This is a genomic window from Klebsiella michiganensis, assembly GCF_015139575.1.
GTDB classification, from domain to species: domain Bacteria; phylum Pseudomonadota; class Gammaproteobacteria; order Enterobacterales; family Enterobacteriaceae; genus Klebsiella; species Klebsiella michiganensis.
On sequence record NZ_AP022547.1, the window covers coordinates 2547142 to 2572715 of the forward strand.

General features: G+C 55.0%; 24 protein-coding genes. 6 read left to right on the forward strand and 18 right to left on the reverse strand.

What is annotated here, in order from left to right; genetic code table 11:
- Window positions 1–24: 24 nt before the first annotated feature.
- Complete coding sequence (locus tag JLG71_RS11950) at window positions 25–897, forward strand: LysR family transcriptional regulator (RefSeq protein ID WP_014229640.1); 873 nt, start codon at window positions 25–27, stop codon at window positions 895–897.
- A 28-nt stretch (window positions 898–925) separates the two neighbouring features.
- Here the strand turns inward: JLG71_RS11950 and cspF are convergent, their stop codons facing one another.
- Both cspF and JLG71_RS28385 read right to left on the reverse strand, forming a co-directional pair.
- Complete coding sequence (cspF, locus tag JLG71_RS11955; RefSeq protein ID WP_004136705.1) at window positions 926–1138, reverse strand: cold shock-like protein CspF; 213 nt, start codon at window positions 1136–1138, stop codon at window positions 926–928.
- 170 nt (window positions 1139–1308) lie between these two features.
- Entirely contained in the window at window positions 1309–1479 is a 171-nt protein-coding gene (locus tag JLG71_RS28385; protein WP_213220741.1) for a YnfU family zinc-binding protein, read from the reverse strand.
- Between the two features lie 464 nt (window positions 1480–1943).
- Between JLG71_RS28385 and JLG71_RS11960 the strand changes: the two genes are divergently transcribed.
- Both JLG71_RS11960 and JLG71_RS11965 read left to right on the forward strand, forming a co-directional pair.
- Complete coding sequence (locus JLG71_RS11960) at window positions 1944–3131, forward strand: trans-sulfuration enzyme family protein (RefSeq protein WP_025105878.1); 1188 nt, start codon at window positions 1944–1946, stop codon at window positions 3129–3131.
- Complete coding sequence (locus tag JLG71_RS11965; RefSeq protein ID WP_032749783.1) at window positions 3124–4542, forward strand: Na+/H+ antiporter NhaC family protein; 1419 nt, start codon at window positions 3124–3126, stop codon at window positions 4540–4542. The genes JLG71_RS11960 and JLG71_RS11965 overlap by 8 nt, the downstream gene beginning before the upstream one ends.
- A 121-nt stretch (window positions 4543–4663) precedes the next feature.
- Here JLG71_RS11965 and JLG71_RS11970 read toward each other — a convergent pair whose 3' ends face one another.
- A complete protein-coding gene (locus JLG71_RS11970) occupies window positions 4664–4804 on the reverse strand; it encodes a hypothetical protein (RefSeq protein WP_004851627.1) in 141 nt (46 codons plus the stop codon).
- Window positions 4805–5119: 315 nt separating this feature from the next.
- Here JLG71_RS11970 and JLG71_RS11975 point away from each other — a divergent pair, with 315 nt between their 5' ends.
- Window positions 5120–6028 (forward strand): DUF535 family protein, encoded by a 909-nt coding sequence (locus JLG71_RS11975; RefSeq protein ID WP_046878511.1) that lies wholly within the window; start codon window positions 5120–5122, stop codon window positions 6026–6028.
- A gap of 115 nt (window positions 6029–6143) precedes the next feature.
- Here JLG71_RS11975 and JLG71_RS11980 read toward each other — a convergent pair whose 3' ends face one another.
- The gene (locus JLG71_RS11980; protein ID WP_025105875.1) at window positions 6144–6815 is read right to left on the reverse strand and encodes a helix-turn-helix domain-containing protein; all 672 of its coding nucleotides are present in this window, start codon (window positions 6813–6815) and stop codon (window positions 6144–6146) included.
- Window positions 6816–7219: 404 nt separating this feature from the next.
- Here JLG71_RS11980 and JLG71_RS11985 point away from each other — a divergent pair, with 404 nt between their 5' ends.
- Window positions 7220–7771, forward strand: a complete 552-nt coding sequence (locus JLG71_RS11985) for a tyrosine-type DNA invertase (RefSeq protein ID WP_014838689.1) — start codon at window positions 7220–7222, stop codon at window positions 7769–7771.
- A 37-nt stretch (window positions 7772–7808) separates the two neighbouring features.
- Here JLG71_RS11985 and JLG71_RS11990 read toward each other — a convergent pair whose 3' ends face one another.
- From JLG71_RS11990 to JLG71_RS12015, 6 genes are all read right to left on the reverse strand, one after another.
- Window positions 7809–8336, reverse strand: a complete 528-nt coding sequence (locus JLG71_RS11990) for a fimbrial protein (RefSeq protein WP_200914235.1) — start codon at window positions 8334–8336, stop codon at window positions 7809–7811.
- Window positions 8337–8381: 45 nt separating this feature from the next.
- On the reverse strand, window positions 8382–9383 hold the full coding sequence (locus JLG71_RS11995) for a fimbrial protein (RefSeq protein WP_200914237.1): 1002 nt from the start codon (window positions 9381–9383) through the stop codon (window positions 8382–8384).
- Between the two features lie 15 nt (window positions 9384–9398).
- The gene (locus tag JLG71_RS12000; RefSeq protein ID WP_048262250.1) at window positions 9399–11969 is read right to left on the reverse strand and encodes a fimbria/pilus outer membrane usher protein; all 2571 of its coding nucleotides are present in this window, start codon (window positions 11967–11969) and stop codon (window positions 9399–9401) included.
- A 60-nt stretch (window positions 11970–12029) separates the two neighbouring features.
- On the reverse strand, window positions 12030–12719 hold the full coding sequence (locus JLG71_RS12005) for a fimbrial biogenesis chaperone (protein ID WP_025105871.1): 690 nt from the start codon (window positions 12717–12719) through the stop codon (window positions 12030–12032).
- Between the two features lie 100 nt (window positions 12720–12819).
- Entirely contained in the window at window positions 12820–13338 is a 519-nt protein-coding gene (locus JLG71_RS12010) for a fimbrial protein (protein WP_025105870.1), read from the reverse strand.
- Window positions 13339–13794: 456 nt separating this feature from the next.
- Window positions 13795–14343 carry a tyrosine-type DNA invertase gene (locus tag JLG71_RS12015; protein WP_025105869.1) on the reverse strand — a complete coding sequence of 183 codons (549 nt, stop codon included), beginning with the start codon at window positions 14341–14343 and terminating at the stop codon, window positions 13795–13797.
- A gap of 424 nt (window positions 14344–14767) precedes the next feature.
- Here JLG71_RS12015 and JLG71_RS12020 point away from each other — a divergent pair, with 424 nt between their 5' ends.
- Window positions 14768–17173 (forward strand): membrane-bound PQQ-dependent dehydrogenase, glucose/quinate/shikimate family, encoded by a 2406-nt coding sequence (locus JLG71_RS12020; protein ID WP_200914239.1) that lies wholly within the window; start codon window positions 14768–14770, stop codon window positions 17171–17173.
- A 75-nt stretch (window positions 17174–17248) separates the two neighbouring features.
- On the opposite strand, the gene JLG71_RS12025 is transcribed toward JLG71_RS12020, so the two are convergent.
- The 8 genes from JLG71_RS12025 to JLG71_RS12060 form a co-directional block, all read right to left on the reverse strand.
- The gene (locus tag JLG71_RS12025) at window positions 17249–18214 is read right to left on the reverse strand and encodes an ABC transporter ATP-binding protein (RefSeq protein WP_025105867.1); all 966 of its coding nucleotides are present in this window, start codon (window positions 18212–18214) and stop codon (window positions 17249–17251) included.
- Window positions 18211–19191 carry an ABC transporter ATP-binding protein gene (locus tag JLG71_RS12030; RefSeq protein ID WP_048262246.1) on the reverse strand — a complete coding sequence of 327 codons (981 nt, stop codon included), beginning with the start codon at window positions 19189–19191 and terminating at the stop codon, window positions 18211–18213. The genes JLG71_RS12025 and JLG71_RS12030 overlap by 4 nt, the downstream gene beginning before the upstream one ends.
- Window positions 19188–20135: an oligopeptide ABC transporter permease gene (gene opp4C, locus JLG71_RS12035; protein WP_004851599.1), complete on the reverse strand. Its 948-nt coding sequence runs from the start codon at window positions 20133–20135 to the stop codon at window positions 19188–19190. Before opp4C ends, JLG71_RS12030 begins: the two co-directional genes overlap by 4 nt.
- Window positions 20135–21094 carry an ABC transporter permease gene (locus tag JLG71_RS12040; protein ID WP_009652083.1) on the reverse strand — a complete coding sequence of 320 codons (960 nt, stop codon included), beginning with the start codon at window positions 21092–21094 and terminating at the stop codon, window positions 20135–20137. Before JLG71_RS12040 ends, opp4C begins: the two co-directional genes overlap by 1 nt.
- A 43-nt stretch (window positions 21095–21137) precedes the next feature.
- A complete protein-coding gene (locus tag JLG71_RS12045) occupies window positions 21138–22841 on the reverse strand; it encodes an ABC transporter substrate-binding protein (RefSeq protein ID WP_048262242.1) in 1704 nt (567 codons plus the stop codon).
- Between the two features lie 149 nt (window positions 22842–22990).
- A complete protein-coding gene (locus tag JLG71_RS12050) occupies window positions 22991–24037 on the reverse strand; it encodes a methionine ABC transporter ATP-binding protein (RefSeq protein ID WP_048262240.1) in 1047 nt (348 codons plus the stop codon).
- Window positions 24038–24099: 62 nt separating this feature from the next.
- Window positions 24100–24876: a MetQ/NlpA family ABC transporter substrate-binding protein gene (locus JLG71_RS12055; RefSeq protein WP_047723710.1), complete on the reverse strand. Its 777-nt coding sequence runs from the start codon at window positions 24874–24876 to the stop codon at window positions 24100–24102.
- 22 nt (window positions 24877–24898) lie between these two features.
- Window positions 24899–25573 carry a methionine ABC transporter permease gene (locus JLG71_RS12060; protein WP_049102267.1) on the reverse strand — a complete coding sequence of 225 codons (675 nt, stop codon included), beginning with the start codon at window positions 25571–25573 and terminating at the stop codon, window positions 24899–24901.
- Window position 25574 lies beyond the last annotated feature (1 nt).

Consider the following 25574-nt stretch of genomic DNA (forward strand, 5'->3'; position numbering starts at 1 on the left):
ATGATTGTTTGAGACGTTTTCGATATGGAACTTCGTTATCTGCGCTACTTCGTCGCCGTCGCCGAGGCGCGACACTTCACTAAAGCGGCAAAAGAACTCGGCATCTCCCAGCCGCCATTAAGCCAGCAAATACAGCGACTTGAACGGGAAATTGGCACGCCGCTTTTCCGCCGTTTAACCCGCGGCGTCGAGCTGACGGAAGCGGGGGAGTCGTTCTATGAGGATGCCTGCCAGATCCTGGCATTAAGCGACGCGGCGCTGGAAAAGACCAAGGGGATCGCCCGCGGGCTGAACGGCCGGCTCTCGCTGGGCATTACCAGTTCTGATGCCTTTCATCCGCAAATCTTTAGCCTGCTCCAGCAGTTTCAGCACAGTCACCCGGGAGTCACGTTACATCAGGTCGAGGGCAATATGGCGACGCTGATGGGGGCGCTTGGCGAAGCGGAGCTGGATATCGCTTTTGTGCGCCTGCCCTGTGAAAGCAGTAAAGCGTTCAACCTGCGAATTATCGACCAGGAGCCGATGGTGATTGCGCTGGCGCGTTCGCATCCGCTGTCGTCCCATAGCGAGCTGACGCTGGAGCAGTTAACGGACGTGGCGCCGATTCTTTTCCCGCGGGAAGTGGCTCCGGGGCTGTATGAGCTGGTGTATAACAGCTATCTGCGCGCCGGTATTGATATGCAACGAACGTATCAGTCATCGCAAATATCGTCGTCGTTAAGCATGGTGGAGGCCGGATTCGGGTTTGCGCTGGTGCCGCAGTCCATGACCTGCATCACGCTGCCTAACGTCAGCTATCACCCTTTGTCGGGCACGCCGCTAAAAACCGATATTGCTATCGCCTGGCGACGCTACGAGCGCTCGCGCACGGTGAAGCGTTTTCTGGCCATGTTTTAATCCGCTCGGTAGCGCCTGGAGCCGGTGTTTATGAAAGATAGACATTGGCGGCGGTTGGCCCTCGCAGTCCGTTAACGCGACGAAATTCAACGCGGATTCCTGGGCTGATTGTGGTGGGTTCGCCGGGCGATAATGCGGAAATATGAACCTGAACGTCTTTACGACCATCGGAGGGGATTATCAGGCCTTTGCCTGTTTTATTATCAAATGCTTTGACAATACCTGTCATTTTTTGGAACAACGAAATACCTTTTAAATATGAAAACCGGCACGACTATACAGTAAGCGCGCGGGAAGTCTATTCAAATCAAAATAAAACCCGCGCTGGCGGGCTTTTTTTCGCCAAAAGAGATCGGCGCTGGCTGATTATTGCTCAACCATGCGCGGCAATCGGCATCTGGCAAGAGAAAATTATGCAGCGGGTCGTGATGAGGACTGAAAGAGTTTATGGCAGTAGGGACAAATGAGTTGCGCACCTTTTTGGACTCGGCTGAAGCTGTGTTCTGAATCCTGGGAGCAGTTAGGGCAGGAGCATTTAACGAGATAATTACGGCGAGTTTTAGCGTCTTTGCGTTCTGACATATGATATTTCCTGATTTAAGAGCGTATGACCATACAGTATTCTACAGAAAATAGCTCTAACTCATTCTTCGCAGCGGTGGTTCAGGCTGTGAGCGGCAGGACGAAAAAAAAGATCCAGCGGAAGCGTGCAGGAGAGGATTTTTCCCCTATTTTTTGTGATTAACATCACTCTTTAAAATAAAATCAATTTATATCAATTAATTAGCGATCATCGATTTTGGCGTGTAGAGAACATTTTTCTCCATTTTTCCCGGAATAGAGTGAAAATAGGCAAAATTTTCTTCCTCGTCTGATATACATTTTAATAGTGATTGAAGGACGCAAATCACGCTGTTAATGATGAAATAGCTATTCCTTTTTGGCTATTAAACGGAGTTTTGGCTGTTGTTTTATTCGCCAGCTCCGCCGAAGGCGTCAATAAAAAATCACGACCTTTATGTCTAATAATAATTTGAGTGTACTCTATGAAAACCAAAACTAAAGATATTGCAACCCTGGCGGTACACGCTGGAAATCAATCCGATCCGGTAACTAACGCTATATTTACGCCGATCGTCACGGCCAGCTCATTTATTCAACCTAACCTTTATGAAGGCGGCGATTTTTGTTATTCCCGGGTCTCTAATCCAACGCGTCAGGCTTATGAATCGGCGCTTGCCGAGCTGGAAGGCGGCATTTACGCCACCGCCACCGCATCGGGAATGGCGGCCACCAATATCGTGATGGAACTCTTGCCCAAAGATGCCCATATTATCGCCATGAAAGGCGTCTATGGCGGAACCTGGCGGCTGTTCGAAAAATTAAAAACGCGTACCACCGGCGCCACGATTTCCTATATCGATTTGAATGATGAGCAAAGCCTGATGGCCGCTATTCAGGAAAATACCGCTTTAATCTGGATTGAAACACCGACCAATCCCTTACTGGAACTGGTCGATATCGCGAAAGTGTGCCGTATTGCTAAAGCACGCGCCATTACTACCTGCGTCGATAATACCTTTGCCAGCGCCTGGAATCATAAGCCGCTTGAAATGGGCGCGGATATGGTCATGCTCTCTACCAGTAAATATGTCGGCGGACATTCAGATTTAATTGGCGGCGCGGTAATCACCAATAATGAAACGCTGGCATCGAAGCTCGACTTTATTAAAACCACCATCGGTTCCATTGCCTCGCCATTCGATGCCTATCTTGCTCTGCGCGGTATGAAAACGCTGGATCTGCGCATGGCGCGTCAGTGCGGCAATGCGCTGCGGGTGGCTGAATATCTGGAAAACCATCCGGCGATTGCCAGCGTCTATTATCCCGGCCTGCCGTCGCACCCGCAGCATGCGCTGTGCAGAAAGCAAATGCGTTCAGGCGGCGCGGTGGTAACCGCAACGCTGAAGGGGGATATCCAGAGTCTGAAACGCTTCATCGGCGGTCTGCACTATTTTGTGCTGGCGGAATCGCTTGGCGGGGTGGAGAGCATGATCAACCATTCGGCTTCTATGTCCCACGGGTCGATGTCAAAAGAAGAGCGGGAGGCTATTGGGATTTACGACACGACGCTACGTTTCTCCGTCGGTATTGAGCATATCGATGATTTGCTGCAAGACCTTGACAGCGCCTTCGCCGCGATGGGCATCGCACAGGATAATCATCATGCATGACTATGGCATCTGGACGATTATTACCCCGCTGGTCACCATTATTCTGGCTATCCTGACTCGCCAGGTGATCCTTTCCCTGCTCACCGGCATTTTCGTTGGCTACGCGGTGATTAACCACAGTATTATCCAGGGCGTTGGCGCTACCCTGAACGGGATTATCGAAACCTTCGCTTCCGCCGGTAATGCGCGAACGATTGTTTTTATGGTGATGATCGGCGGTATTATGCGGCTGATTGTGGTGACCGGCGGCGTGCGGAAACTGGTGCAGTTTCTGTCGGAAAAAAACGATTTCGTCACCAATAAAAAATCGGTCCAGCTGCTGGCGATGCTGGTGACATCGTTGATTTTTATCGAGAGCTCGATAAACCAGCTGATCGCCGGGGCCTCGACGAAAAACCTTGCCCGACGCTATAAAGTCTCACCGGAAAAGATGTCCTATATTATCCAGACATCCTGCGTCTCCGTCTGCTCGTCGGTGATGATCAACGGCTGGGGGGCGGCGATGATGGGCGTTATCGGCGTACAGATTGCGCAGGGGTACCTGACCGGCGAGCCATTTGAAGTCCTGGCAAGCTCAATGATCTGGAACACGATGGCCTGGTTTTCATTAGCCTCGGTGCTGTTTTATATTCTCTCCGGCTGCAGCTGGGGGCCAATGAAAAAGGCGGAGGTGAAGTTTGAAACGATCCAGACCGAAATAGAACAAGAGCATGGCGAAGAGGAGGCGGACTCGGTAATTGACCATCCGGCCTGCAATTCATTGCTGAACTTCTTTATTCCCATTCTTTCCACTGTGTTAATGGTTCCGGTTGTTCTGTATATTACCGGCGACGGACAATTCTCAAAAGGCAGCGGCTCGATGTCGGTCTACTCCGGCGTTATGTTTGGTACCGTCGTCTCTTTTATCTGGTTCCGCGCGCGCGGTATTCTGAACGTTGAGAACTTTTTCAAAGAGCTGTATATCGGCTACGCCAGCATGGTTAAAATTAGCTCAATCATGATCCTGGCTTTCCTGATGGGGCATATTTCAGCGGAACTGAATACCGGGCAGTATATCGCCTCCATTACCTCCGGCGTTATTCCATCCGGTTTCGCGATCGGCTTTATCTTTCTGATTGCCGCGGTGATGTCGCTGGCCACGGGCACCTCATGGGGGACCTTCGCCATTATGATTCCGATTGGCGTTCAGCTGGGCGTCTCAATAGGTATCGACCCGCACTTTATGATCGGCGCGGCGATTTCCGGCTCAATTTTTGGCGACATGACTTCCCCTATCTCCAGCGATGCCATCGTGGCCTCGATGGCGACCAGCTGCGACCATATTGAGCATATTCGTACCCAAATGCCTTATGCGCTGGTGACGGGTAGCCTGGCGCTCGTTGTTTATTTAATTGTCGGTTTTACGCTTTAACCTACAGATTTAAGGACGCAGGGCGGCGCCCGACCGGTAAAATGGGCGCGTTGAAGGCGTTTTTATATCCGTCCCTGGAGAGAGGCAGGTAAAAAAACCGGCAGAGCTGCCGGTTTCGTCGTTAGATCTTACAGGCGTCGCCGCAGTCATCGTCGGCAACAACGGCCTGCGCTTTTTTATCGGCCTCTTCAAGGCGCTCAGCGTTGCGCTCTTGCGCTTCTTCCAGCCCGCTAAAGACGAGGTTATCGAGATCAATTTCCATGCGTTACCCACTTAAGTTCAGTTTTGACCGTGAGCAAGTATAGGCAAAACGCCGGGGGGATGCACCCGGTGTGAACCCGGGTAGCACATAGCGATAAGTGCGGGTGTGTTATTGCGTGCTGTCGGGAGCGAGCGCGGGTCGGGATCCTACTAATAATAATAGTTGAAAGCATGTTTTATAACCTGCCGGTGATTATTATAGTCGCGATCAAATTATTTATTAAACGAATCGACAACGAGCGCTGGGTTAGACATTGACTTGTATAAAATATGCTAATATTGACCGGCTTATGGATGTATCTATGGATTATGGTCAATGGTCTCGACAACAGCAGTAGCCGCTATCAAAGAATGGCGGAAAACTAATAAATTTATTTGTCACGTTAAACTCAACTATAAAAAGGTATTGCGGAAATGCAGAGAAATATCTTTAATCGGAGGAAAATATAAGGAATATCGGTCGTTATGTGAAAATTACGCTTGCGCAAAACTAACAGGAGCAACCGAGGGGCTGGTTAACTTTGAAGATAAACCCTTTAAGGCCTATTTAAATAAAAAGATGTCAAAAAGAGCGAAGCTCAATATTGCTCATGGCGCTTTGAATTTTATAGAGAAAACCTTTCTTCCCGAGGCGTTGCCGCAGCTGTACGATATGAAAGCATTTGGTCGTTCGCTAATCACTATTCCACTGAAAAACGGTACCTGCATTGATGTGAAGCTGCTGGCATCGCCTTTTCAGGAGGAGGGGGAGCTGATGCTATTAATGTTCCTGGGTGATAAACGCGTCTACAGTATCTGTTTTTCCTGCACCGAAGATGGCCGGGCCTGGATTGGCGGCATCCAGGGTGGGAAAGACATTGATAATGAAGAAGTGAAAGCGCTGACCAAGGAGCTTTACGGCATCCGACCTAAGAACTTAATTATCACGCTGCTGTACGGTTTTTTGTCGCATTTCAATATCAAGGAGATCTATGCGATCGACAGCCATTACCATGTTAAAAGCGACAGAGTAAAAACCAGCTATTCTGAGCTTTGGCTGGAAATTGGCGGTGAGAAGCATCGTCGCGGCTGGTATAAATTACCGGCGAACGAGATAAAGAAAAGCCTGGAAGAGGTTAAAAGCAAGCACCGGAGCCAGTTTATCAAGCGAGAAGGCTTGAAAGAGCTGGCCCAGCTGGATATGGCCGCCGCGCTACGCGACATTAGCGTGGATCGTCACTGCTGATTATCCTCGTTTCGCATTTGCCGGTGGGCAGGGGGCTGCCCACCGGCAATGGCGGAGTCAACGCAAGCTGAATGCGGCCGGCGCCTTCATCGCGGTGGCCGCTCGGCGAAAGACGTTATTCACTAAGCTTTAGGCTGGGAGGCAGTTGATTCATCGTCACCAGAATCCCTCGATGGAGCTGAATAGCGCCCAGCTGTTTTAATTTGGCCAGGGTTCTCATGACTCCACTGCGCGACAAAAAGGTTCGCGACAGAATATAATTGGCGGCGGTGATTTTATTTTTGATCGCTTCCGGTTCATTGTTTAATTCTATAAGCTGATGAACAATGATCTCATAACAGGAAAGTTTAGAAACCTTAAAGCAGTGGGCGTAGACTTTTGCCGACGAATATTCCAGAAGTCGTGAGACATTTTCCCATAATTGCTGTTCGGCGATGATCTTATGCGCCTCGTTAATTGATATCAGACCAATAGAAGATGTTTCCTGGGTGCGCAGGTAAATATGCCGGGAATAACGTAGCTGACTATTCATGCCAAAGATGAATGGACTCGTTTCGGAGTTGATGATGAGTCCATCGTTGTTGCGATATAAAGACATCGTGCCACGGAACAAAACCAAGCATTGATGCTGGTTTTCTTTTACTATGCCGATGTTTCGTCTCCCATCCATTAACATTTGGTTACATTTGGGTGCCAGGCAGCGAATGAGTTTATCAATGTCGTCTATGGGTTTGGTGATGGTCCGGAGCAGATCTGTGTCATGTTGCACACGAGGGATTGTTTCCATGCTTATGATTTCCTTATAAAAAAGAGAACTCCCAAAAAACAGCAAACTGTAGCCAAAACATTATCGATGACGCTGAGGGGGCGAATAAACCCCCAATGAGTCTACACATAGACTTAAAAAAACTTGCCGCCTCATCAGACTTAAGATAAATATTAATAGCATAAGCTTATAAACCTCCTTATTTACATAACAGCGAAATCTATTTGGTTTTAATTTTATCGATGTGATATTTGGGCTATTCCTGATATTTGATATTATTGGGCGGTAGCGTTTATGACTATTAACAGTGTTCAGGACTTGCAGTTATCAAGGATTGCTCGACAGTGGATTGCCAGTAGCCATGAGCAGAGTCAATACAGGAGCCGAATCTCAGGGGCTCCATTGAAGAAACCGTCAGGTTGGCTATGAAAAAACGAAAATATTTAAGTAAAAAAGAGGTGCAGGCATTAATTGATGCTTCGCAGCAGCAGGATGGCTCGCTGCGTGATTATTGCATGCTCCTCATGTGTTTTATTCACGGACTGCGCGTAAGTGAATTACGTTTTTTAAAAGTGAGCGATATTGATTTATCCAGCCAGCGGATCGCCATTCGGCGTTTAAAAAATGGCTTTTCAACCATTCATCCTCTTCAGCCCCGTGAACAGCTGGCGTTAAGCCAGTGGCTGGTTAAGCGCACGAGCTGTTTAAACGCCGATCTTCCCTGGCTGTTCCTGTCGCGAAAAGGCACTCCGCTTTCCCGACAGCACATTCACGTTATGATGCGAAATTATGGCGTGCAGGCCGGCATTGCCGTTCCGGTACACCCGCATATGCTGCGCCACGCCTGCGGTTATGCGCTTGCGGAAGAGGGCGTTGATACACGCCTGATTCAGGATTATCTCGGCCATCGCAATATCCAGCATACCGTCTTGTATACGGCGAGCAATCCGGCGCGCTTTAGCTCGATTACCCTCTGAAGCCGGAGTATCTGGCTCGATAAGAGCCAGATACCCTTTAGTTATAGGTAAAGTTCATAACGACCATCGCGCTGATATGACCCGCGGTGGCGTCCCCTGCGACGCTAAATATGCGCGCGCGCATATCGAATATGGCCTGACGGTTATTATCGACGTCGACGGCAATAGATTTTCCGTTGCCTGCATTAATTGAACCGGTTATACGCTGAAGTTCTATCGCGACATTGCGTGAACTGTCCGGGCTGCTCACGTTGGCATATAAATCAGGGTCAGCTCCGTCGACAGGGCCTGTAAAGTGAGCGGTAACGCTTGATGTTCCTACAGGGCAGTGGCTCAGCGTGACGTAAAATTCTTTCCACGCGGAGTAAGAGTTGGCCGCGCTAAGCCGGCGGCTGGGAATATTTTGTCCGAGATCGATATTATAAATACCGTTGTTTTCGACGGTGCAGGAAGACGCAACAATATCGCCGTTGATATAAAGAGTGACATCCGCAGCATAAGCGGGTAATGACGACGAAATCGCCGTAAATAACGTTATGACGGCCGGGCTGGCGATAATTCTCATTATCGACTCCTTAAGTAAGCAGTGAGAAACGAGAGCGGGATAAACTCAGTTGTACATCATCGTTAAGGTGGCCACCGCGTTGGCGTGGCCGGGATGGATCTCCGGCGTGTTCTGGTAATAGCGAAAGGTGAGCGGCAGGGTTATCGATGCGCCAGCCTCAGGGATGGTGCCGACCGGGAAAAAACGATCGAACTGGACGGGCGAGCCGTTATAAAGCACCTGAACGCCGACCCCCTGGGCTACGCCGGTTTCATTGCTTAAGGCCACTACGCCGAGCGTCGGGGAGAGATAATCTTGACTGCTTATTGACGTATTCACGGCGACCTTATCGTCGCATCGCACCGGAATTGACAGATTTTTTTCGTCGCTGGTGCTGCCCGGACCAGAGAATTGGCCCACCGGAACAGATCCCATGTTGACAGTTAACGTCGAGGGGACGGTGCAGCTTACCGCTTTATAAACAATATCTCCGGCATAGCCGATATAGTTTTGCTGCCCCTGGCTGCCGATGCCCAGACCGGTATCATAGACCCCCATGCCAAATTTGGTTTGCGCGACATCGAGAGTACCGCTCGTTGCCGTATCCCCCGTTTTTACCAGCGTTAGTGTGACCGTATATCCAAAGGTCATGCTGGCGTCGCGGGAGATATACCCCAGCGCCTGCGCGCGCGTATCGCAATCGCTGCCGATACCACTCACCCTTTGGCCAGCGCTATTTTGTAGCGCAATACCGATGCCTTCGACGCCGGTTTCATAGACCCCCGGAAAACCCGCGACTTCTTCGCCGCTGCCGTAATAGCAGGCGATAATGGGGTGCCCCGGGGTGACATCCGCCCAACCGCTGCGGCCTTTGCAGTTTCCGTTAAAGGTGAAGACCCGCTGCGTGCCGGGAATATCGCTGCCTACCGGCAGCGCCCGCGATACCGCGATCTGCGCGAGCTGCTGGGTAAACGGCGTGGGCGGAGAACTGGGACAATAGTTGTTCTCCGCGTGGGCAGCGCTGGCGATCAGAGTAACCAGCATAAGGGGGACGTTGACTCGTTTCATATCGTCATGCTCCTGCTATAAACACTGTGCATTAAGGTTGATGATCCCGCTGGCGCTTTGCGTCAGGCTGTAATTCACTCTGCACCGGCCATCAGGGTCGTGACTCCAGCTAACCTCCAGCTGACCCGCGTCTTTTAGCCCCGTCAGATAAACCTGTCCTCCATCGCCTACGATGAAGCTTTTTGGCGTCGGGGAGGCGGGATCGATAACCGTTGCGCCGAACGGTACCGACGCGCCGTTGCGTTTTCTCAGGGTCATCAGGACCCGTTTACCGAGGCTGGTTTCATAGCTGGCCTTCACCAGCGCGCCGCGCGTGGGGATGACCGTCTGCGTTGCCAGCGCCAGTTCGGCATCATCGGCCAGGGTTTCGGTATTCAGCGTGAGATCGTTTTTGCGATAGGGGCTGAGGTAGGGGACGACGGTGTAGCCGAAGCGATCGGTTTTGACGCCTGACTGCCCAAGCACCGCTACGTTTTGTGCGCCGGGCGCGGCGATCAGCGCCATCGTTTCGCCGAGGGGCTGGCTAAAGGTGAGGCCGTTGCGATGCGCCACGATCCCGCCCTGCAAACCATAGTTAACGCGTTCGCTGTAGCGATCGCGGGCGTAGCCGACGAGGGTCTCGGCGTAAGAGGCGCGCCAGTCGGCATTAATCCCGCTATTGCTTCCCTGGCCCTGAGAACCATAGCCCTGCATGACGCTCCAGCTCAGATTGTTATCGGCCAATAAGGTACCGCCCAGGCTCAGATTATTGGTGGTATTCCCCTGCTTACTGGTATTCATCATGTAGCTGACGTAGGTGGGATGGCCGCCGAATAATTTCTCCAGAGGAATACTCATGGTGAGCGCAAACAGCCCATCGCGGTCGTAGATGCGCCCGGAGCGCTGGCCGTAGCGTTCCGCAGAGTGAATGTTATAGCTGTAGCTCAGACCGAAACTGATGCCTTTATACGAACCGTTGTAGCTCGCGCTATATGACTCCATGCGTTTGTTTGTATCCCAATAGTCTTCCACGATGGCGCTAAGCGCGAGGTTGCCTGGTATCTGAAACAGGTTCTGGCTGACGGTTAACTCGGCGCGGTTGCGCCTGCGTTCCGGCATCACGTAGCGCCGCCCATCGCGCCAGGTATTAAGAACGTCCTGCATATCCCAGTAGCCGCTGGTGGCATAGCGATAGCCAGCGAAGGTGAAGTTAGTCCCGGTCTGCACCAGGTTTTTGCTGTAGCGAATACGCCAGGATTGGCCTTCTTCTCGCGGTCGATTTTTTTGCTGCGACCAGGCCTGGGTGATATCGGTGGATAGGGCGCCAATGGAGCCCAGGTTTTTACCTATGCCCAACGCTAACGCCTGGTATCTGTTACTGAACTGGCCGCCGCCGTATACGGTGTAGCCGGCGGGAAGGCCATAAATCGCCGTGCCGGCGGCCAGCGGGGCTTTATCGATGCCGTTGTCATAGGCGCGGTAAACGCCGGTGGTCATGGCGTATTTTAACCGGCCTTCGCGCTGCAGCACCGGGACCGAGGCGTAGGGCACCACGAGGAATTGTTCGCTGCCGTCAGACTCTTTGATGGTGACGTACAGATCCCCGGAACCGCCGGTGGGGTACATATCGGTGATTTCGAAGCTGCCGGGCGAAACGTAGGTCTGATAAATGATGTATCCGTTTTGTCGGATCGTGACCTGGGCATGGGTACGGGCGATCCCCCGCACTACGGGGGCATAGCCGCGTAGGCTCTCCGGCAGCATATCGTCGTCAGACGCCAGCTGGCCGCCGCGAAACGGAATACTGTCGAAAATATCGGAAGGCGTGGTGCTATCGCCCAGCGTCAGTCGGCTCTTCAGCGAGCGTATATCGCGCTGGGCGTAGGTATAAACGGTATCCCATTTTGTTGAGGTGCCGCTTTCACCGTTCTGGCTGTTGCGGTTCCAGGTGGTGTAATTACGCAATCGCCAGGGACCGATATTAAGACCGGGGCGTAAATTAATGTACTGCGCGTTTCCGCCGCCGCCGCCGCCTTTTTTGTCCCGGTTGTTGGCGCCGCTGACGCTGTAATTGACCAGCGCCGCCGGAATGCCGTCATCCCACCGCGCCGGATCGACCCAGCCGCGCGCGGCGTTGGTAAGGGAAGATTGGGGAAAACTTAACAGCAGCTGCTGGTGCGAGAAACGAAAGTCGGCGCTGGCCTGAGGAATCGCCGACAGCCTTGCGCAGCTGGCATCGGGCTGGCCTAACGTCGGATAACGCTGGATCATGACGCCCCATGAGGCCAAATCGTTCAGGGACAGGCAGGGCTGTAATGTGTTCTGTCCCTGCGCGTTTTGCTGTATGCGGAACTCAACGTCCCGGGTATCCACCTTGCTGTCATTGACATAAATATCCACCCTGTAGCGTCCGGGCTGCTGCCCGCCATGCTCCTCGAAGGCGGAGAGATCGGTGGTGGCCAGCCCGCCTGCGCCGGTTTCCAGATGGGCGGGGTTGAACCGTTCCCGGGCGTTAGCTGAGGGGCTTATCCCCACAATCAGGGCAATCTGGGTGGCGATAAGGTAAGCTAAATTCAAGGGCGAGTCGCTTGAGGTTCTTTTGTTCATCCTGAAATGCTCCTTAGCTGACGGCAAATCGCCGCAGCGCAAACCGTCGGCAGCGGCGGGTTAGCGAACCTGCGTGTGGCTTTTTCCCACGCCGCCAAAGTCGCTAATGATTTTCCATGACACCAGGCCGGTCACCTTGCCAGGGGTAGCAAACGTGGCTGAGCTCATTGGTGCGACAAAGGTGGCTTCGGTAATGGGATGATTGCCCACCGTGACCTCGTTGAAATTCATGTAAAACGGCGTCGGATTCGATACCGTTAGCCTGCTGCCCGTCAGGCTCCATTTCAGCTTATGGGTCACCTCTTCCGGGATACCCTTCAGCGTTTTGGGACGATAAATAAGCTTGAGGCGCGTTCTTACGGCGATTTGCAACGTGTTCGCGTCTTCCGGGGCGGTATTTGTCGGAATAGCTTTGACGTTTAGCCAATAAAGCGACTCGCGATCGGTAGGGAGCTGGCCGCCGGTATTGACGATCCGCAGCAGGTTTTGCTGATTGCCGTCGAGGCGGAACAGCGGCGGGGTAATAATAAACGGCGGCCTGGCCGGATCGTTATTGCGCGGCTCCACCCACGACTGGATCAGATATGGGCCGGTATCCGAATTGCTGACGCTTAAAGAGGCCTCTTTTTTGCCGCCATCAAAAATCAGTCGCGTGCCGCCAATTGTGACGCCGCCGCTTTCTGTCGCCGCCGCTAATTCGCTCGCCAGCACCAGGAGGAGAAGGGGAAATATTCTATATCCTTTATGCATGATAGCTATTGACTCCACAAATACGAAAAGGGACGGACCGGCCGCTGCCGGTCCGCGGAAATAACGCCAGCGCAACAGAAATACGCCGACGAAATATCCGTTAGTTGTAATTGAGGGTAAATGTGCTGGTAGAGTTAGCGAACCCTGCGTTTACGGTGCTTGATGTCGCATAATAGCGGGCGACGAAAGCGAGACTATTTTCGCCCGGCTGCAGCGGGTAAGCGGACGAGGCGGTATATAATGGGACGACGACGTTTTTATTGTCCATTAACTGGATCCCGACGCCCTGTGCCACGCCAGGCTCTTGGGTGAGCGCCAGAATAGTGCCGACGCTGCTGTCCGCCGTGCCGTCGAATTTTACCGTGGCCGACTTAGCGGATTTCGGGCAATCTTTCAGCTCAATAATAAATTTGGTCGCCGAGGCCGTGGAGCCCGCGCCGTTGAAGGCTTTGCTGGAGACATTCCCCATCATAACCGACAGCGGGTTGGTCATATTATTGATCACGGTACAGGCGCTATCGGTGATGGAGCCGTAAAAATTAATACGGCCATCATCCGCGAATACGGAGGCGGACATGACACCGGCTAACAGACCAACAGCAATAAGACTCTTGTTCATAAGGTAGTCCTTATATGCAATATAGAAAGGTAATAGCCTCACAGAAATAAATTTCTTATGAGCCTTTATTAATCTGATAGCCAGATGTCGTGCTGAAATAGATTCAGTGATGCTGAGGTTTATTTCTGCAGAAGACATTTTGTATCAAAGTGTCATGTTTAGTTTTATCTATTTTGTTTGTTGATTTTTTAGATGCAGATGCCAAGGATGGCGATTTTTGCAATATTAAAAACTATAAATTCAGGATTGGATGGTAAATAATCTGGTATTTCGGAGGGTAACGTCTGAGGTCAGGGTTTACTGGAAAATGCGCGTCAGTTTCTAATCTATTGATAATTAATGTTTTTAATTTTTCGAGATGCGAAAAACCTTACGGGTTGACAGGTTATTAGCGATTTATTATGTTAGTGACAATCTGATACATTATGTCAAGTAAGAAATATATTGGTTATCGCGTCACCATATATTTTTAAATCTTGCAGCATTGCTCGCAGTATAAAGCACCGTATGCTGAATATTTCTGTGACCGAGATAATCCTGAATTAGCCGGGTATCCATGCCCTTATCGGCCAGCGAAAAACCGCAGGCGTGGCGCAGCATATGCGGATGGGCCGCAATCCTTAAACCCGCACTTTGGCTATAGTGGCTAATCAATACGTGGATCCGCTGACGCGATAGCGGCGTTCCTTTTTGCGAAAGAAATAGCCAGTCGCTGTCGCTGTTGCGATAGTTTTTACGCGCCGACAGCCATTCACGGATAAACGTCATCTCGCTGGAAAAGAGAGGATGCGTGGTGGAAAACCCATTTTTAAGCCGTTTGACGTAAATTGAGTGGTTATGCAAGTCAAGGTCAGATAGCCGCCAGTGGCGAATTTCGCTGACGCGGCAGCCGTGAATGAAGCACATCCAGATTAAACAACGATCCCTCTCCGGGTTCGCTCCCTTATACGCCTCGTTGATGATTTTTTTTATCTCAGTTTCGGTGAGATATTTTCGTTTATTCATGTTTACTCTCCTGAACAGCCATGAAATTTTTCCCCTTCAGGTATCAAGGCGAATGGCTTCGCCCGATGTAAGCGGTCAAATGAACGCGCCGGGTATGATTAAACAGCGGGGGGAGGATAGCAAGACGATCGGACTGATTCGCCTGGATCGAAACGGGCTTAACAGCGGATGCAACGCGGGCTTTGCGGCTTTCGTTATAACCCATCATTCGTTCAACTTACTTTTATAAATTAAAAAATTTTAAACATTTAATGCCTGATAGTTTTACATTATTTTTACAAATACATATAATTCCTTACGTTCTTCGCTCTGTCCGAGAGCGTCCAACCAACATGATATGCGGTATGCGCTTTTCTTGGTCTGATAACGCGCTGTTTATATGAGATGTTTTGGTTTTTTCGACTGACGTCGTATGGGATGAAATATGGACGAACAACAAGGTAGCGGTAGGGGCCTGTTCTTTACCGTTTACCGGGTACTTTTTGCATTACTGAGCTTTGGCACTGGACTCTTTTTCACTATCTGGGGGGGCAAACTCCTCTCTCTCGGCGGCAGCGCCTGGTATCTGTTAGCCGGTCTCGCTTATCTGCTTATCGCCGTCGGCTATCTTGTCCGCAGCCGCTATGTCCTGCCTTTTGCCATTCTGACTTTCCTGTTGACCCTTTGCTGGGCGCTGTATGAAGTGCAGCTCAGCTATTGGGGCCTGATCCCCCGGCTGGTCGTTCCCGCGCTGATGCTGATGCTGGCGCTGTGGCTGGCGGCGACGCTGCCGATCCCGCCTGCGCGCAGACGCTACGCCAACTGGAGTGCCTCGGCGATTTTTCTCCTGCTGTTGGCTACGCTGGTTTCCGCCTTCTACCCGCACGGCGGTATTCATCACGGCGTGGTGAAAGCGAGCGACGACAGCACGCCGACCCTGGCTGCCAAAAGCGATAACTGGGCGTTCTTCGGCCGCGATGCCTCCGGCACCCGTTTTGCGCCGTACGATGAGATCACGCCGCAAAACGTCAAAAACCTGAAAGTCGCCTGGACGTATCACACCGGCCGCCGGCTAACCGGCGCCGGGATTGGCGTCGATGAAAATACCCCGCTGCAAATAGGCGACACGCTGTACTCCTGTACGCCGCTGAACGTGGTTACGGCGCTGGATGCGGATACCGGGAAAGCGCGCTGGCGTTTTGACCCGCACGCAAGTACCGCCGAACACGTCACCTGTCGCGGGGTCGGCTATTACGATGTACAAAGCGATGATTCGCTGAGCGCAGAAGAGAAGGCCAGCCCGGCGCTGCAGCAGTGCCCGCAGCGTATCCTGGTGTCTACCGTCGACGCCCGTTTGATCGCCCTGAACGCCAAAACCGGCGAACTGTGCGATGACTTCGGCGATCACGGTAGCGTCGATCTGAAACAGGGTATGGGCAATACCGAAAACAGCAAACGCTACCACCCGACCTCAACGCCGGTGATTATGGGGCATATTGCGGTGCTCGGCGGCTGGGTGCGCGATATCGTGCACGGTGAACCGTCCGGGGTGGTACGCGCGTTTGACGTACGTAACGGAAACGTGGTGTGGGCGTGGGACGTCGGCCAGCCGGAAAACGTTACCGACCCGGTAAAAGGTCGCGTCTATACCCTCGAAACGCCGAACGTCTGGACGGTGCCGGGCTTTGACAAAGAGCTGAACCTGATTTATCTGCCGACCGGTAACGGTCCGCCGGACTACTGGGGCGGCGATCGCAACGCGGCCAAAGAGAAATACGGATCTTCCGTGGTGGCGGTGGACGCCAGCAGCGGCGAGACGAAGTGGGTCTTCCAGACCGTGCATCATGATATCTGGGACTATGACCTGCCGTCGCAGCCGGTACTGTTCCATATGAAAAACGAGCGGGGCGAAGAGGTTCCGGTTCTGATCCAGACCACCAAAACCGGGCAGATTTACGTACTCGACCGGCGTACCGGTAAGCCGGTGACCCGCGTGGAAGAGCAGCCTGTCGCCCATGACGGCGCGGAAGGCGAGCATCTCTCCGCCACCCAACCTTTCTCCACCGGCATGCCGCAGCTGGGCGTCGAGCCGCTCACCGAGAAATCGATGTGGGGCGTGACGCCGTTCGATCAGCTGATGTGCCGTATCGACTTCAAAGCGTCGACTTATCTTGGCATGTACACGCCGCCGTCAGAGAAGCCGTACATCGAGTGGCCAAGCCTGCTGGGCGGCATGAACTGGGGCGGTATCACTATCGATGAGCGCACAGGAACGCTGTTCGTCAACGATATGCGGATGCCGTTGAGAATGTCGCTGGTGCGCAAAGAGGATATGGCGAAATATAACGTCTCCACCGACGAGGTGCCCGGCTTTATGGGAACCGTGCGGCCGCAAATTGCCGGGCCATACGGCGGCGTGCGGATCGATATTTTGCAGTCGGCGCTGGGCGTTCCCTGTAATACCCCGCCGTTTGGCACCATGAGCGCCATTGATCTCAACACTCGCCAGCTGTTGTGGCAGGTGCCGATGGGGTCGGTGGAGGATACCGGTCCGCTGGGGCTGAAAACGCACATGCATATCCCGCTGGGTATGCCGACGCTGGGCGGCCCGACGTCAACCGCTTCCGGACTGGTGTTCTTCGCGGGAACTCAGGATAACTACCTGCGCGCGCTGGATTCCGCCACCGGTAAAGAGCTGTGGCGCGCTCGTCTGCCGGTTGGGGCAGTGGCGGCGCCGCTGATCTATAAATCACCGAAAAGTGGTAAAGAGTACGTGGTGATCTCCGCCGGGGGCGCCAGCCACTCGCCGGACGTGGGCGATGATATTATTGCCTTCGCGCTGGAAGAGTAGCCGCAGCCGTTTCGCTCTTGCGCAAGTAACCGCCCCCTGTGGGCGGTTTTTTTATGGTCCGAAGCCTGGCTGGCGCTAAACCGCGTGACAGGCGACGTGGTGGCCGTCGGCGACCTCCCTTAATAGTGGAATATCGCGACGGCAGCGGTCGCTGGCCTGCGGGCAGCGGGAGGAAAAGCGACAGCCGGAAGGCGGCCGGGACGGGTCGGGAATTTCACCTTGTACCACCGCGACCGGCTCGCTGTCCGGATCGAGGGTCGGTACCGCCGCCAGCAGCGCCCGGGTGTAGGGATGCAAAGGCCGGCTGAATAGCGCATCGCGGCTGGCAGTCTCCACCAGTTGCCCGAGATACATCACCGCCACGTCATCGCAGAGATGTTCTACCACCCCGAGATCGTGGGAGATAAACAAAAACGTCACCCCATGATCGTCGCGCAGATCGGAAAACAGATTAATAATCTGCGCCTGAATCGACACATCGAGGGCCGAAATCGGCTCATCGGCAATAATAAAATCCGGGTTTAAGATCAGCGCCCGGGCAATGCCGATGCGCTGACGCTGGCCGCCGGAAAATTCGTGCGGGAAGCGGTTGTAATGCTGCGGGGCCAGCCCGCAGATGCGCATCACCTCAAGGGTTTTGTCATACAGCTCCGCCCGGCGACAGAGCTTGTGCTCCAGCATCGCTTCGCCAATGGCGTCGCCGATGCGAATGCGCGGGTTTAACGAACTGTAGGGGTCCTGAAACACCAGCTGGATTTTGGGCCGCAGCGCGCGCATTGCCCGCGGCGGCAGTTCGGCAAGTTCCTGACCGCGAAACTTGACGCTGCCGGCGGTCTTCTCATACAGCCCCAGTAGCGTACGGCCAACGGTGGTTTTCCCGCTGCCGGATTCGCCCACCAGGCCAAAAATCGTTCCCCGGCGAATCTTAAAGCTCACGCCATCCACCGCCCGCAGTACGCCGGTCTGCTGACCGAACAGCCCATCGCGCAGCGGGAAGTGTTTTTTCAGCCCATCCACTTCAATCACGTATTCATGACTCATGTCACGGACTCCGAAAGTTCACTGTAAAAGCAGGCGGCCTGCCGGTCTTGCCCTGACAGCGGCGGAATGCTCTGTCGGCAGCGCGCGGTGGCTTTTGCGCAGCGCTCGGCAAAGGCGCATCCGGCGGGAAGGGCGGCGAGGTCCGGCACCTGGCCGGGGATTGAATAGAGGCGTCGGCGCCGCGCCCCCGGCACCGGCCGCGAGGCAATCAGCCCCTGGGTATAGGGATGCTGCGGGTGACGCAGAATCGCGGCGGTCGCGCCCTGCTCGACGATACGCCCGGCGTACATCACCACAACGTGCTCGGCCATCTGCGCGATAACCCCGAGATCGTGGGTAATCAGCATCATCGCCATCCGGTTGGCCCGCGCCTGGTCGCGCAGCAGGCGCAGGATCTGCGCCTGCACGGTGACGTCCAGGGCGGTTGTCGGCTCATCGGCAATCAGCAGCTTCGGCTGGCAGCTCAGCGCCATGGCAATCATCACCCGCTGCAGCATGCCGCCGGAAAGCTGATGCGGATAGCTGGCCATCAGGCTATCCGCGCGCGCCAGCCCGACATCCGTCAGGCGCTGGGTAGCGTGCCGCCATGCGGCCTTCGGCGGCTCGCCGCGGTGGCGAATCAGCGGTTCGCAGAGCTGCTCGCCGACGGTGAGTACCGGATTCAGGGCGGTCATCGGCTCCTGAAAAATCATCGCCAGCTGATTGCCGCGCAGGTCGGCCATACGGGCGTTTTTCAGCCGCAGCAGGTCCTGGCCCTCAAAAAGAATTTCCCCGCCGTCAATGCGCGCCGCCTGCGGTGGCAGCAGACCCATTAACGACATGGCGGTGACGCTTTTGCCGCAGCCGGATTCGCCGACGACGCCAACGGTCTGCCCGGCGCGAATAGTGAACGACACATCCTGTACCGCGCGTACCCGGTTTTTGTCGGCGGCAAAAGAGACCGAAAGCTGATTAAAGGTGATTAATGCGCGACTCATTTCAGCCTCTGTTTCATTTTAGGGTCCATGGCGTCGCGCAGGCCGTCGCCCAGCACGTTAATGGCGATGACGGTGATAAAAATGGCGATCCCCGGCGGCATCCACAGCCAGGGCCGGCGCTGAAAGTCGATCAGGCTGTTGGCGGCGTCCATCATATTGCCCCACGACGGCGTCGGCGGTACCACGCCAAGCCCGAGGTAGCTGAGCGCCGACTCGCTGAGGATGGCGTTCGCCACCGCCATGGTCGCCATGACCACCAGAATCGGTACCGTATTCGGCAGCAGATGACCAAACAGACGGCGTCGCGCCGACAGTCCCAGCACCTGGGTTGCCAGCATAAAGTCGCGCTCGCGCAGGGAGAGGCACTGCCCGCGTACCAGACGCGCCAGCTTCGGCCACTCCAGCAGGCTCAGCATAATCACCACCATATAGATGCGTGAGTCCGGTGAGAAATCGAGCTCCGAGAGCATCGCGCCCGCGACAATCAGCAGCGGCAGGCCGGGGATAGTCATCACCAGATCGGCAAAACGCATAATAAGTTTATCGGTCAGGCCGCCGGCGTAGCCCGACAGCGCGCCGAGCAGATAGCCAAGGGTGACCGACAGCAGCATGGTCAGCAGGCCGATGATCAGCGAAATGCGCCCGGCCAGCAGCAGGCGGGTGTAAATATCGCGACCGAGAAAGTCGGTACCCAGCCAGTGTTCCGCGCCGGGCGGCCTGTTAATCATCAGCGCGTCGGTGGCATCGTCTTTCCACGGCGACCACAGCGGCCCCAGTATGCACCAGAGGGCCATTACGACCAGCAGCAGCAGGCACAGCATCGCCAGGCGATTGCGGCGCAGCGCCTGCCAGGCCTGACGCCAGGGGGATGGGGTCACCTGCGCCAGCGCCGGGATTTCCGCCTTGCGCAGGCGTCGGTTAGCAGAAAACAGAGAGCTGAGCATCAGGACCTCACGCGAATGCGCGGGTCGACCCACGCGTAAAGCACATCGGCAATCAGGTTGCCAAGAATGGTCAGCACCGCCAGAAACAGGGTAAAGCCCATTAACACCGGGTAGTCGCGGGCGGCCAGCGAATCGATATGAATATGCCCGGCCCCCGGCCAGTTAAACACTTTTTCGGTAATGATCGCCCCGGAGAACAGCCCCGGCAGCTCGAAGCCGAGCAGGGTGATGATCGGCAGCAGGGCGTTACGCAGGGCGTGCTTCAGGATAACCGTGCGTTCGCGCAGCCCTTTCGCGCGGGCGGTGCGGATAAAATCCATTTTCACCACGTCGAGCATGCTGGCGCGAAAATAGCGGGTCAGGCTGCCCGCCTGGAGCATCACCAGCGCCAGTACCGGCAGCACCAGATGGGCGGCGACCTGCAGCACATACTCCCAGCCGCTGTCGTCGCTGCCGGTATTGGTCATGCCGCCCACCGGTAGCCAGTGCAGGTCGACGGCGAACCACTTGATGAGCAGCAGACAGAGAAAAAAGGTCGGGAACGACATGGCGGCGAACACCGCGACGCTCACCAGATGATCGAACGCAGAATTGGGCTTCAGCGCTGAGACCACGCCCACCGTCAGGCCAATTCCCCAGTAAAACACCAGCGCCACGCTGGCCAGCAGGAAGGAGTTCCAGATGTACTGGTTGAGCAGCTGGCTGACCGGGATCTGGTACTGCAGCGAAAACCCGAGATCGCCGCGCAGCAGCTGGCCGAGCCAGTGGATATAGCGGGTGAGCAGCGGCTGATCCAGGCCGTAAATGGCTTTCAGTTCGGCGGCGCGGGCGGCTGTGAGGGTGATATTGCCGTCGATAAAATCGCCCGGCGTTTTGGCAAACAGCATAAAGATAATCAAGGAGGCCAGCAGCAGCATCGGCAGCGTTTGCAGCAGCCGTCTCAGGATGAAATTTCTCATGACATTCTCACGTCAGCCGCCGGTCATCCCGGCGGCCGGGGATTTACTTAACGATTTTGACATCCGGCAGGCTGCCGGTCAGGCCGTTGTAGATATCCGGTTTGAAGCCGGTGACCCGGGCGCTGCTCGCCGAGAGAATTTCACGGTAGCCGAGAAGGATCACCGGCGGGTCCTGCGCCAGTACCTGATACAGCTGGTGGTAGATAGGCTTACGCTTCTCGACGTCGAGCACCGAGTTACCTTCGGTAATCAGCTTATCGACCTGCGGGTTGTTATAGCCGGACTCTTTCGCTTCCGCGCTGTAAAAATCCCACACGCCATCATGCGGGTCGTTAAGGGTGCTGGTGCTGAACGACGCCAGATCGTAATTACCCGACTTACGCTGCGCCATCAGGGCGTTGAAATCGACGACCTGCGGTTTTAACAGGACGCCAATCTGCTGCCAGTTCTCTTTGGCGATGGGGATCAGCGCATCGTTGAGCACTTTCTTGCTCACCAGCAGCGTTAACTCCAGGCGTTTGCCCTCTTTAACGCGGATACCGTCCGGCCCCGGTTTCCAGCCGGCTTCGTCAAGCAGCTTTTTCGCCTGCGCCGGGTCGTAGTGATACGGGTTTACCCCGTCGGCGTTCCAGGCCCAGGAGATCGGCGCGATAGGCTCAATCGCCACCTTGCCGTAGCCCTGGTAGACCACATCAATCAGCTTCTGGCGGTCGAGGCCGTAAATCAGCGCCTGGCGTACCTTCACGTCCTTCAGCGCCGGGCGGCGGACGTTAAATTCCACCTGGCTGTAGTCGCTGGAGCCGTAAAGGTTGATGTTGGCAAAGCCGAGCATTTTCAGCTGTTCGATATCGTCAGGACGCGAGGTAAAGGCGTCGTAGTCGGTTTCACCCGTCTGGAAGAGCTGGAAGTTGGTTGACGGGTTGGTCACGCGATAGATAAAGCGCGGGGTGGGCGGCGTACCGCGATAAAAATGGCTGTTGGCGTGGAAACGAATCTCCTGGCCGGGGATGTATTTGTCGTAAACGTAGGGACCGTTGCCCAGCGGTTTGCCGTGCAGGGTGCGCAGATAGTCGAGGTTGCCGCGCTGGTAGCCTTTGCCGTAATAGGCTTTGGATAGGACCGGGCCGCCAATTTTTGCCAGCGTCGTCGCGCCCGGCTGGGTGGTGGTCACCTGCAGCGTTAAGGGGTCAAGCACTTTCAGACCGCTGACGCTATCGGCTTTCCCCGCTTTGTACTCCGCGCCGCCGGCAATATTGGCGAGCGTGATATCGGTATCGCCGTCATATTTCGGATCCAGCAGCACGGTAAGGGTAAAGGCGACATCGTCGGCGGTCAGCGGCGAACCGTCGCTAAAGGTCAGGTTGGGGCGCAGCTTGATGGTGTAGACCTTGTTATCCGGACTCACCGTCCAGCTTTCGGCGAGGCCCGGTACCAGATTGCCGTGGCTGTCCCAGTCGATCAGGCGAGAGAAAATCACGTTGGTGACGTTCTCATCCCAGCCGTTGACGAAAAAGTAGGGGTTAAAAATGCCCTGCGGCTCGGAGATGCCGGCCACGACGGTATCTTTGCGCAGCTTCGCGGCGGCGGGGATCTGGCTGGCATCGCTGGCCGGGGTGATCCCTTCTTTTAAAATGTCGTCGGCGATGGCGACCGAAGAAAATGCCACCGCGCCGCCGAGCAACGCGATTTTCAGAGCAAGCGCGAACCGCGTCTGTTTGGTTTTTAACCCGTGCAGTAGTCTGGACAAAAGTGCTCCCTCATCAAAGAATTGCGTAAAATATTTACAAATCATGACGAAAGATAAGAGGCGCACCGCGCACTGTCTAACACCGAAAAGCTATGGCTTATAGCGATTTAGCATTAGCAATAATTCAGCATTAATCTGTCATTTTTGCGCTAAGCGCCAGCATTCTCTGCTGTCGGTTCGCCGGAGAAGGTCAGGCGGTCTGCTACCCAGCCGGCATGCTGCGCTAAGCGCTGATTTGCCAGCGGTGTCGCCAGGCGTACCCGCAGCTGGCCAATCACCCGTCCCTGAATCTGCTCGCAGCTGCCGTAAAGCAGGCGAGCATCGTCGCCCAGCAGCGCGGCGATATGCTGTAAGTTGGGTTCATGTCCGCTGCTGCCGTCAAAATGCAGCGTGACCAGCTGCTGGTTTCCGCTCAGCGGCGGACGCTCGTCCGGGCGGTCATGGTGCAGCGTGCCGAGCAGGCTTTGGGTGACTTCGTGCCGGGGATGGCCAAATACTCGCCACACCTCCCCCTGTTCGATAATTTCTCCGCGCTCAAGCACCGCGACCCGGTCGCAGAGGGTGCGAATGACGTCCATCTCATGGGTGATCAGTACGATGGTCAGACCGAGGCGCTGATTAATCTCTTTTAGCAGTTTCAGCACCGCAAGGGTATTTTCCGGGTCGAGGGCCGAGGTGGCTTCGTCGCACAGCAGGATCTCCGGCTGCGTAACCAGCGCGCGGGCGATGCCGGTACGCTGCTTTTGTCCCCCGGAAAGCTTAGCCGGCCAGCTGTCGCGCAGGGCGCTGAGGCCGACCAGCGCCAGGATCTCATCGACCCGTCGCCGCCGCTCCGCTCGCGGTACCCCGGCCATTTTCAGCGGCAGCTCAACGTTCTGCGCCACCGTTTTGGTGGCCATCAAATTAAAGTGCTGGAAGATCATCGCGACCCGGCGGCGCAGGTCGCGCAGCTGGCTGCGGGAGTAGTGCCGCGTATGCTCGCCGTGAATGATAATTTCACCGCTATCGGCATTTTCCAGGCGGTTGAACAGGCGCAGCAGGGTTGATTTTCCGGCGCCGCTGCGCCCGATAATGCCGAAGATTTCTCCCTGCGCGATCTGCAGATTAATATCCCGCAGCGCCTGCACGCCGTTGGGGTAGGCTTTACTTATCTGGCTTAGCTGAATATGCGTTGTGGCGTTGGGTTTTTGCGTCACGATAGCGGCTCTGTTAACGAAATTAAGCGGCAGCCCGCAGGCTGCCGATGAACATCCGGCGATTAAAAACCGGGCAAAATTTTGCCTTTATAGCGGGTGAGAATAAAGCTGCGCACGCGGTCTGAGTTCAGGGCTTTCGCCAGCTTCTGAATGCCGGGATCGTTGATGTTGTCGGGACGCGCCACCAGATACTCGACGTACAGGTCGCTGCCTTTTTCCACCAGCAGCGCCTTGTCGGTATCAATTCCGGCCTCCAGCGCATAGTTGGCGAAGATAAACGCCAGATCGACCTGATTCACCGCCCGCGCCAGCATTGCGCCTTCCAGCTCGCGAATTTTAAAATGGTGCGGATTAGCGGTGATATCTTTGGTCGCCGACTGCGGATCCTGCGGGTTTTTCAGGGTAATCAGCCCGGCATTGCTGAGCATCACCAGCGCGCGGCCGGTATTCACCGGATCGTTCGGAATGGCAACGGTGGCACCATCCGGTACCTCTTTGAGCGTTTTATATTTACTCGAATAAGCGCCAAAGGGTTCAATATGCACGCCAACCACCGGAAGCAGATGGGTATGGCGGGTCTGATTGTAGTTATCAAGGAAAGGGCGGTACTGGTAGTAGTTGGCGTCGAGATTTTTCTCCGCTAGCTGCTGGTTAGGCTGGATAAAGTCGTTAAAGACTTTAATTTTCAGAACGACCCCCTGTTTCGCCAGCTCGGGCTTCACGAACTCGAGAATTTCGGCATGGGGGACCGGCGTTGCGCCCACGGTCAGCGTCTCATTGGCGCTGGCGGACAGGGAGAAAAGGGCCAGAAGCCCCGCTGCGAGGATTGTTTTTTTCATTGTCTTATTCCTGAAGCTATTGTTATTTGCGGCTCATCGCCTTCACCAGACGATCGCCGCTCATTTGTACTATCTGCACCAGCGCAATCAGCAGCAGAACGGTAATCGCCATGACGTCCGTCTGGAAGCGCTGATAGCCAAAGCGGATGGCCAGGTCGCCCAGCCCGCCGCCGCCGATGACCCCGGCCATCGAGGTGTAATCCACCAGTAAAATCGCGGTCACGGTCACGGCGGCAATCAGCCCGGCGCGCGACTCCGGCAGCAGGGTGTGCCAGATAAGCTGCCAGGCGTTGCCGCCCATCGACCAGCTGGCCTCCACCAGGCCGTGCTCCACCTCGCGCAGCGCGGTCTCGACCAGCCGGGCAAAGAAGGGCGCGCAGCCGACAACCAGCGGCGGGATGGTGCCTTCAACGCCGAGCGAAGTGCCGGTAATCAGCGTCGTCACCGGGATCATCACGATCAATAAAATGATAAACGGCAGCGATCGCAGGACGTTGACCCCCAGCGACAGCAGGCGATAGAGGCGCGGCGCGTGAAGCAGGCGAGGCTGGCCGCTGAGATAGAGCACAATCCCCAGCGGCAGGCCAATCAGCACGGTAAAGCCCAGCGACCAGCCCAGCATGGTCAAGGTATCGACGCTGGCCTGCGCCACGTCGCCCCAGTCGATATTCGCGAAAAAAGCCAGCGCGCGGTTCATC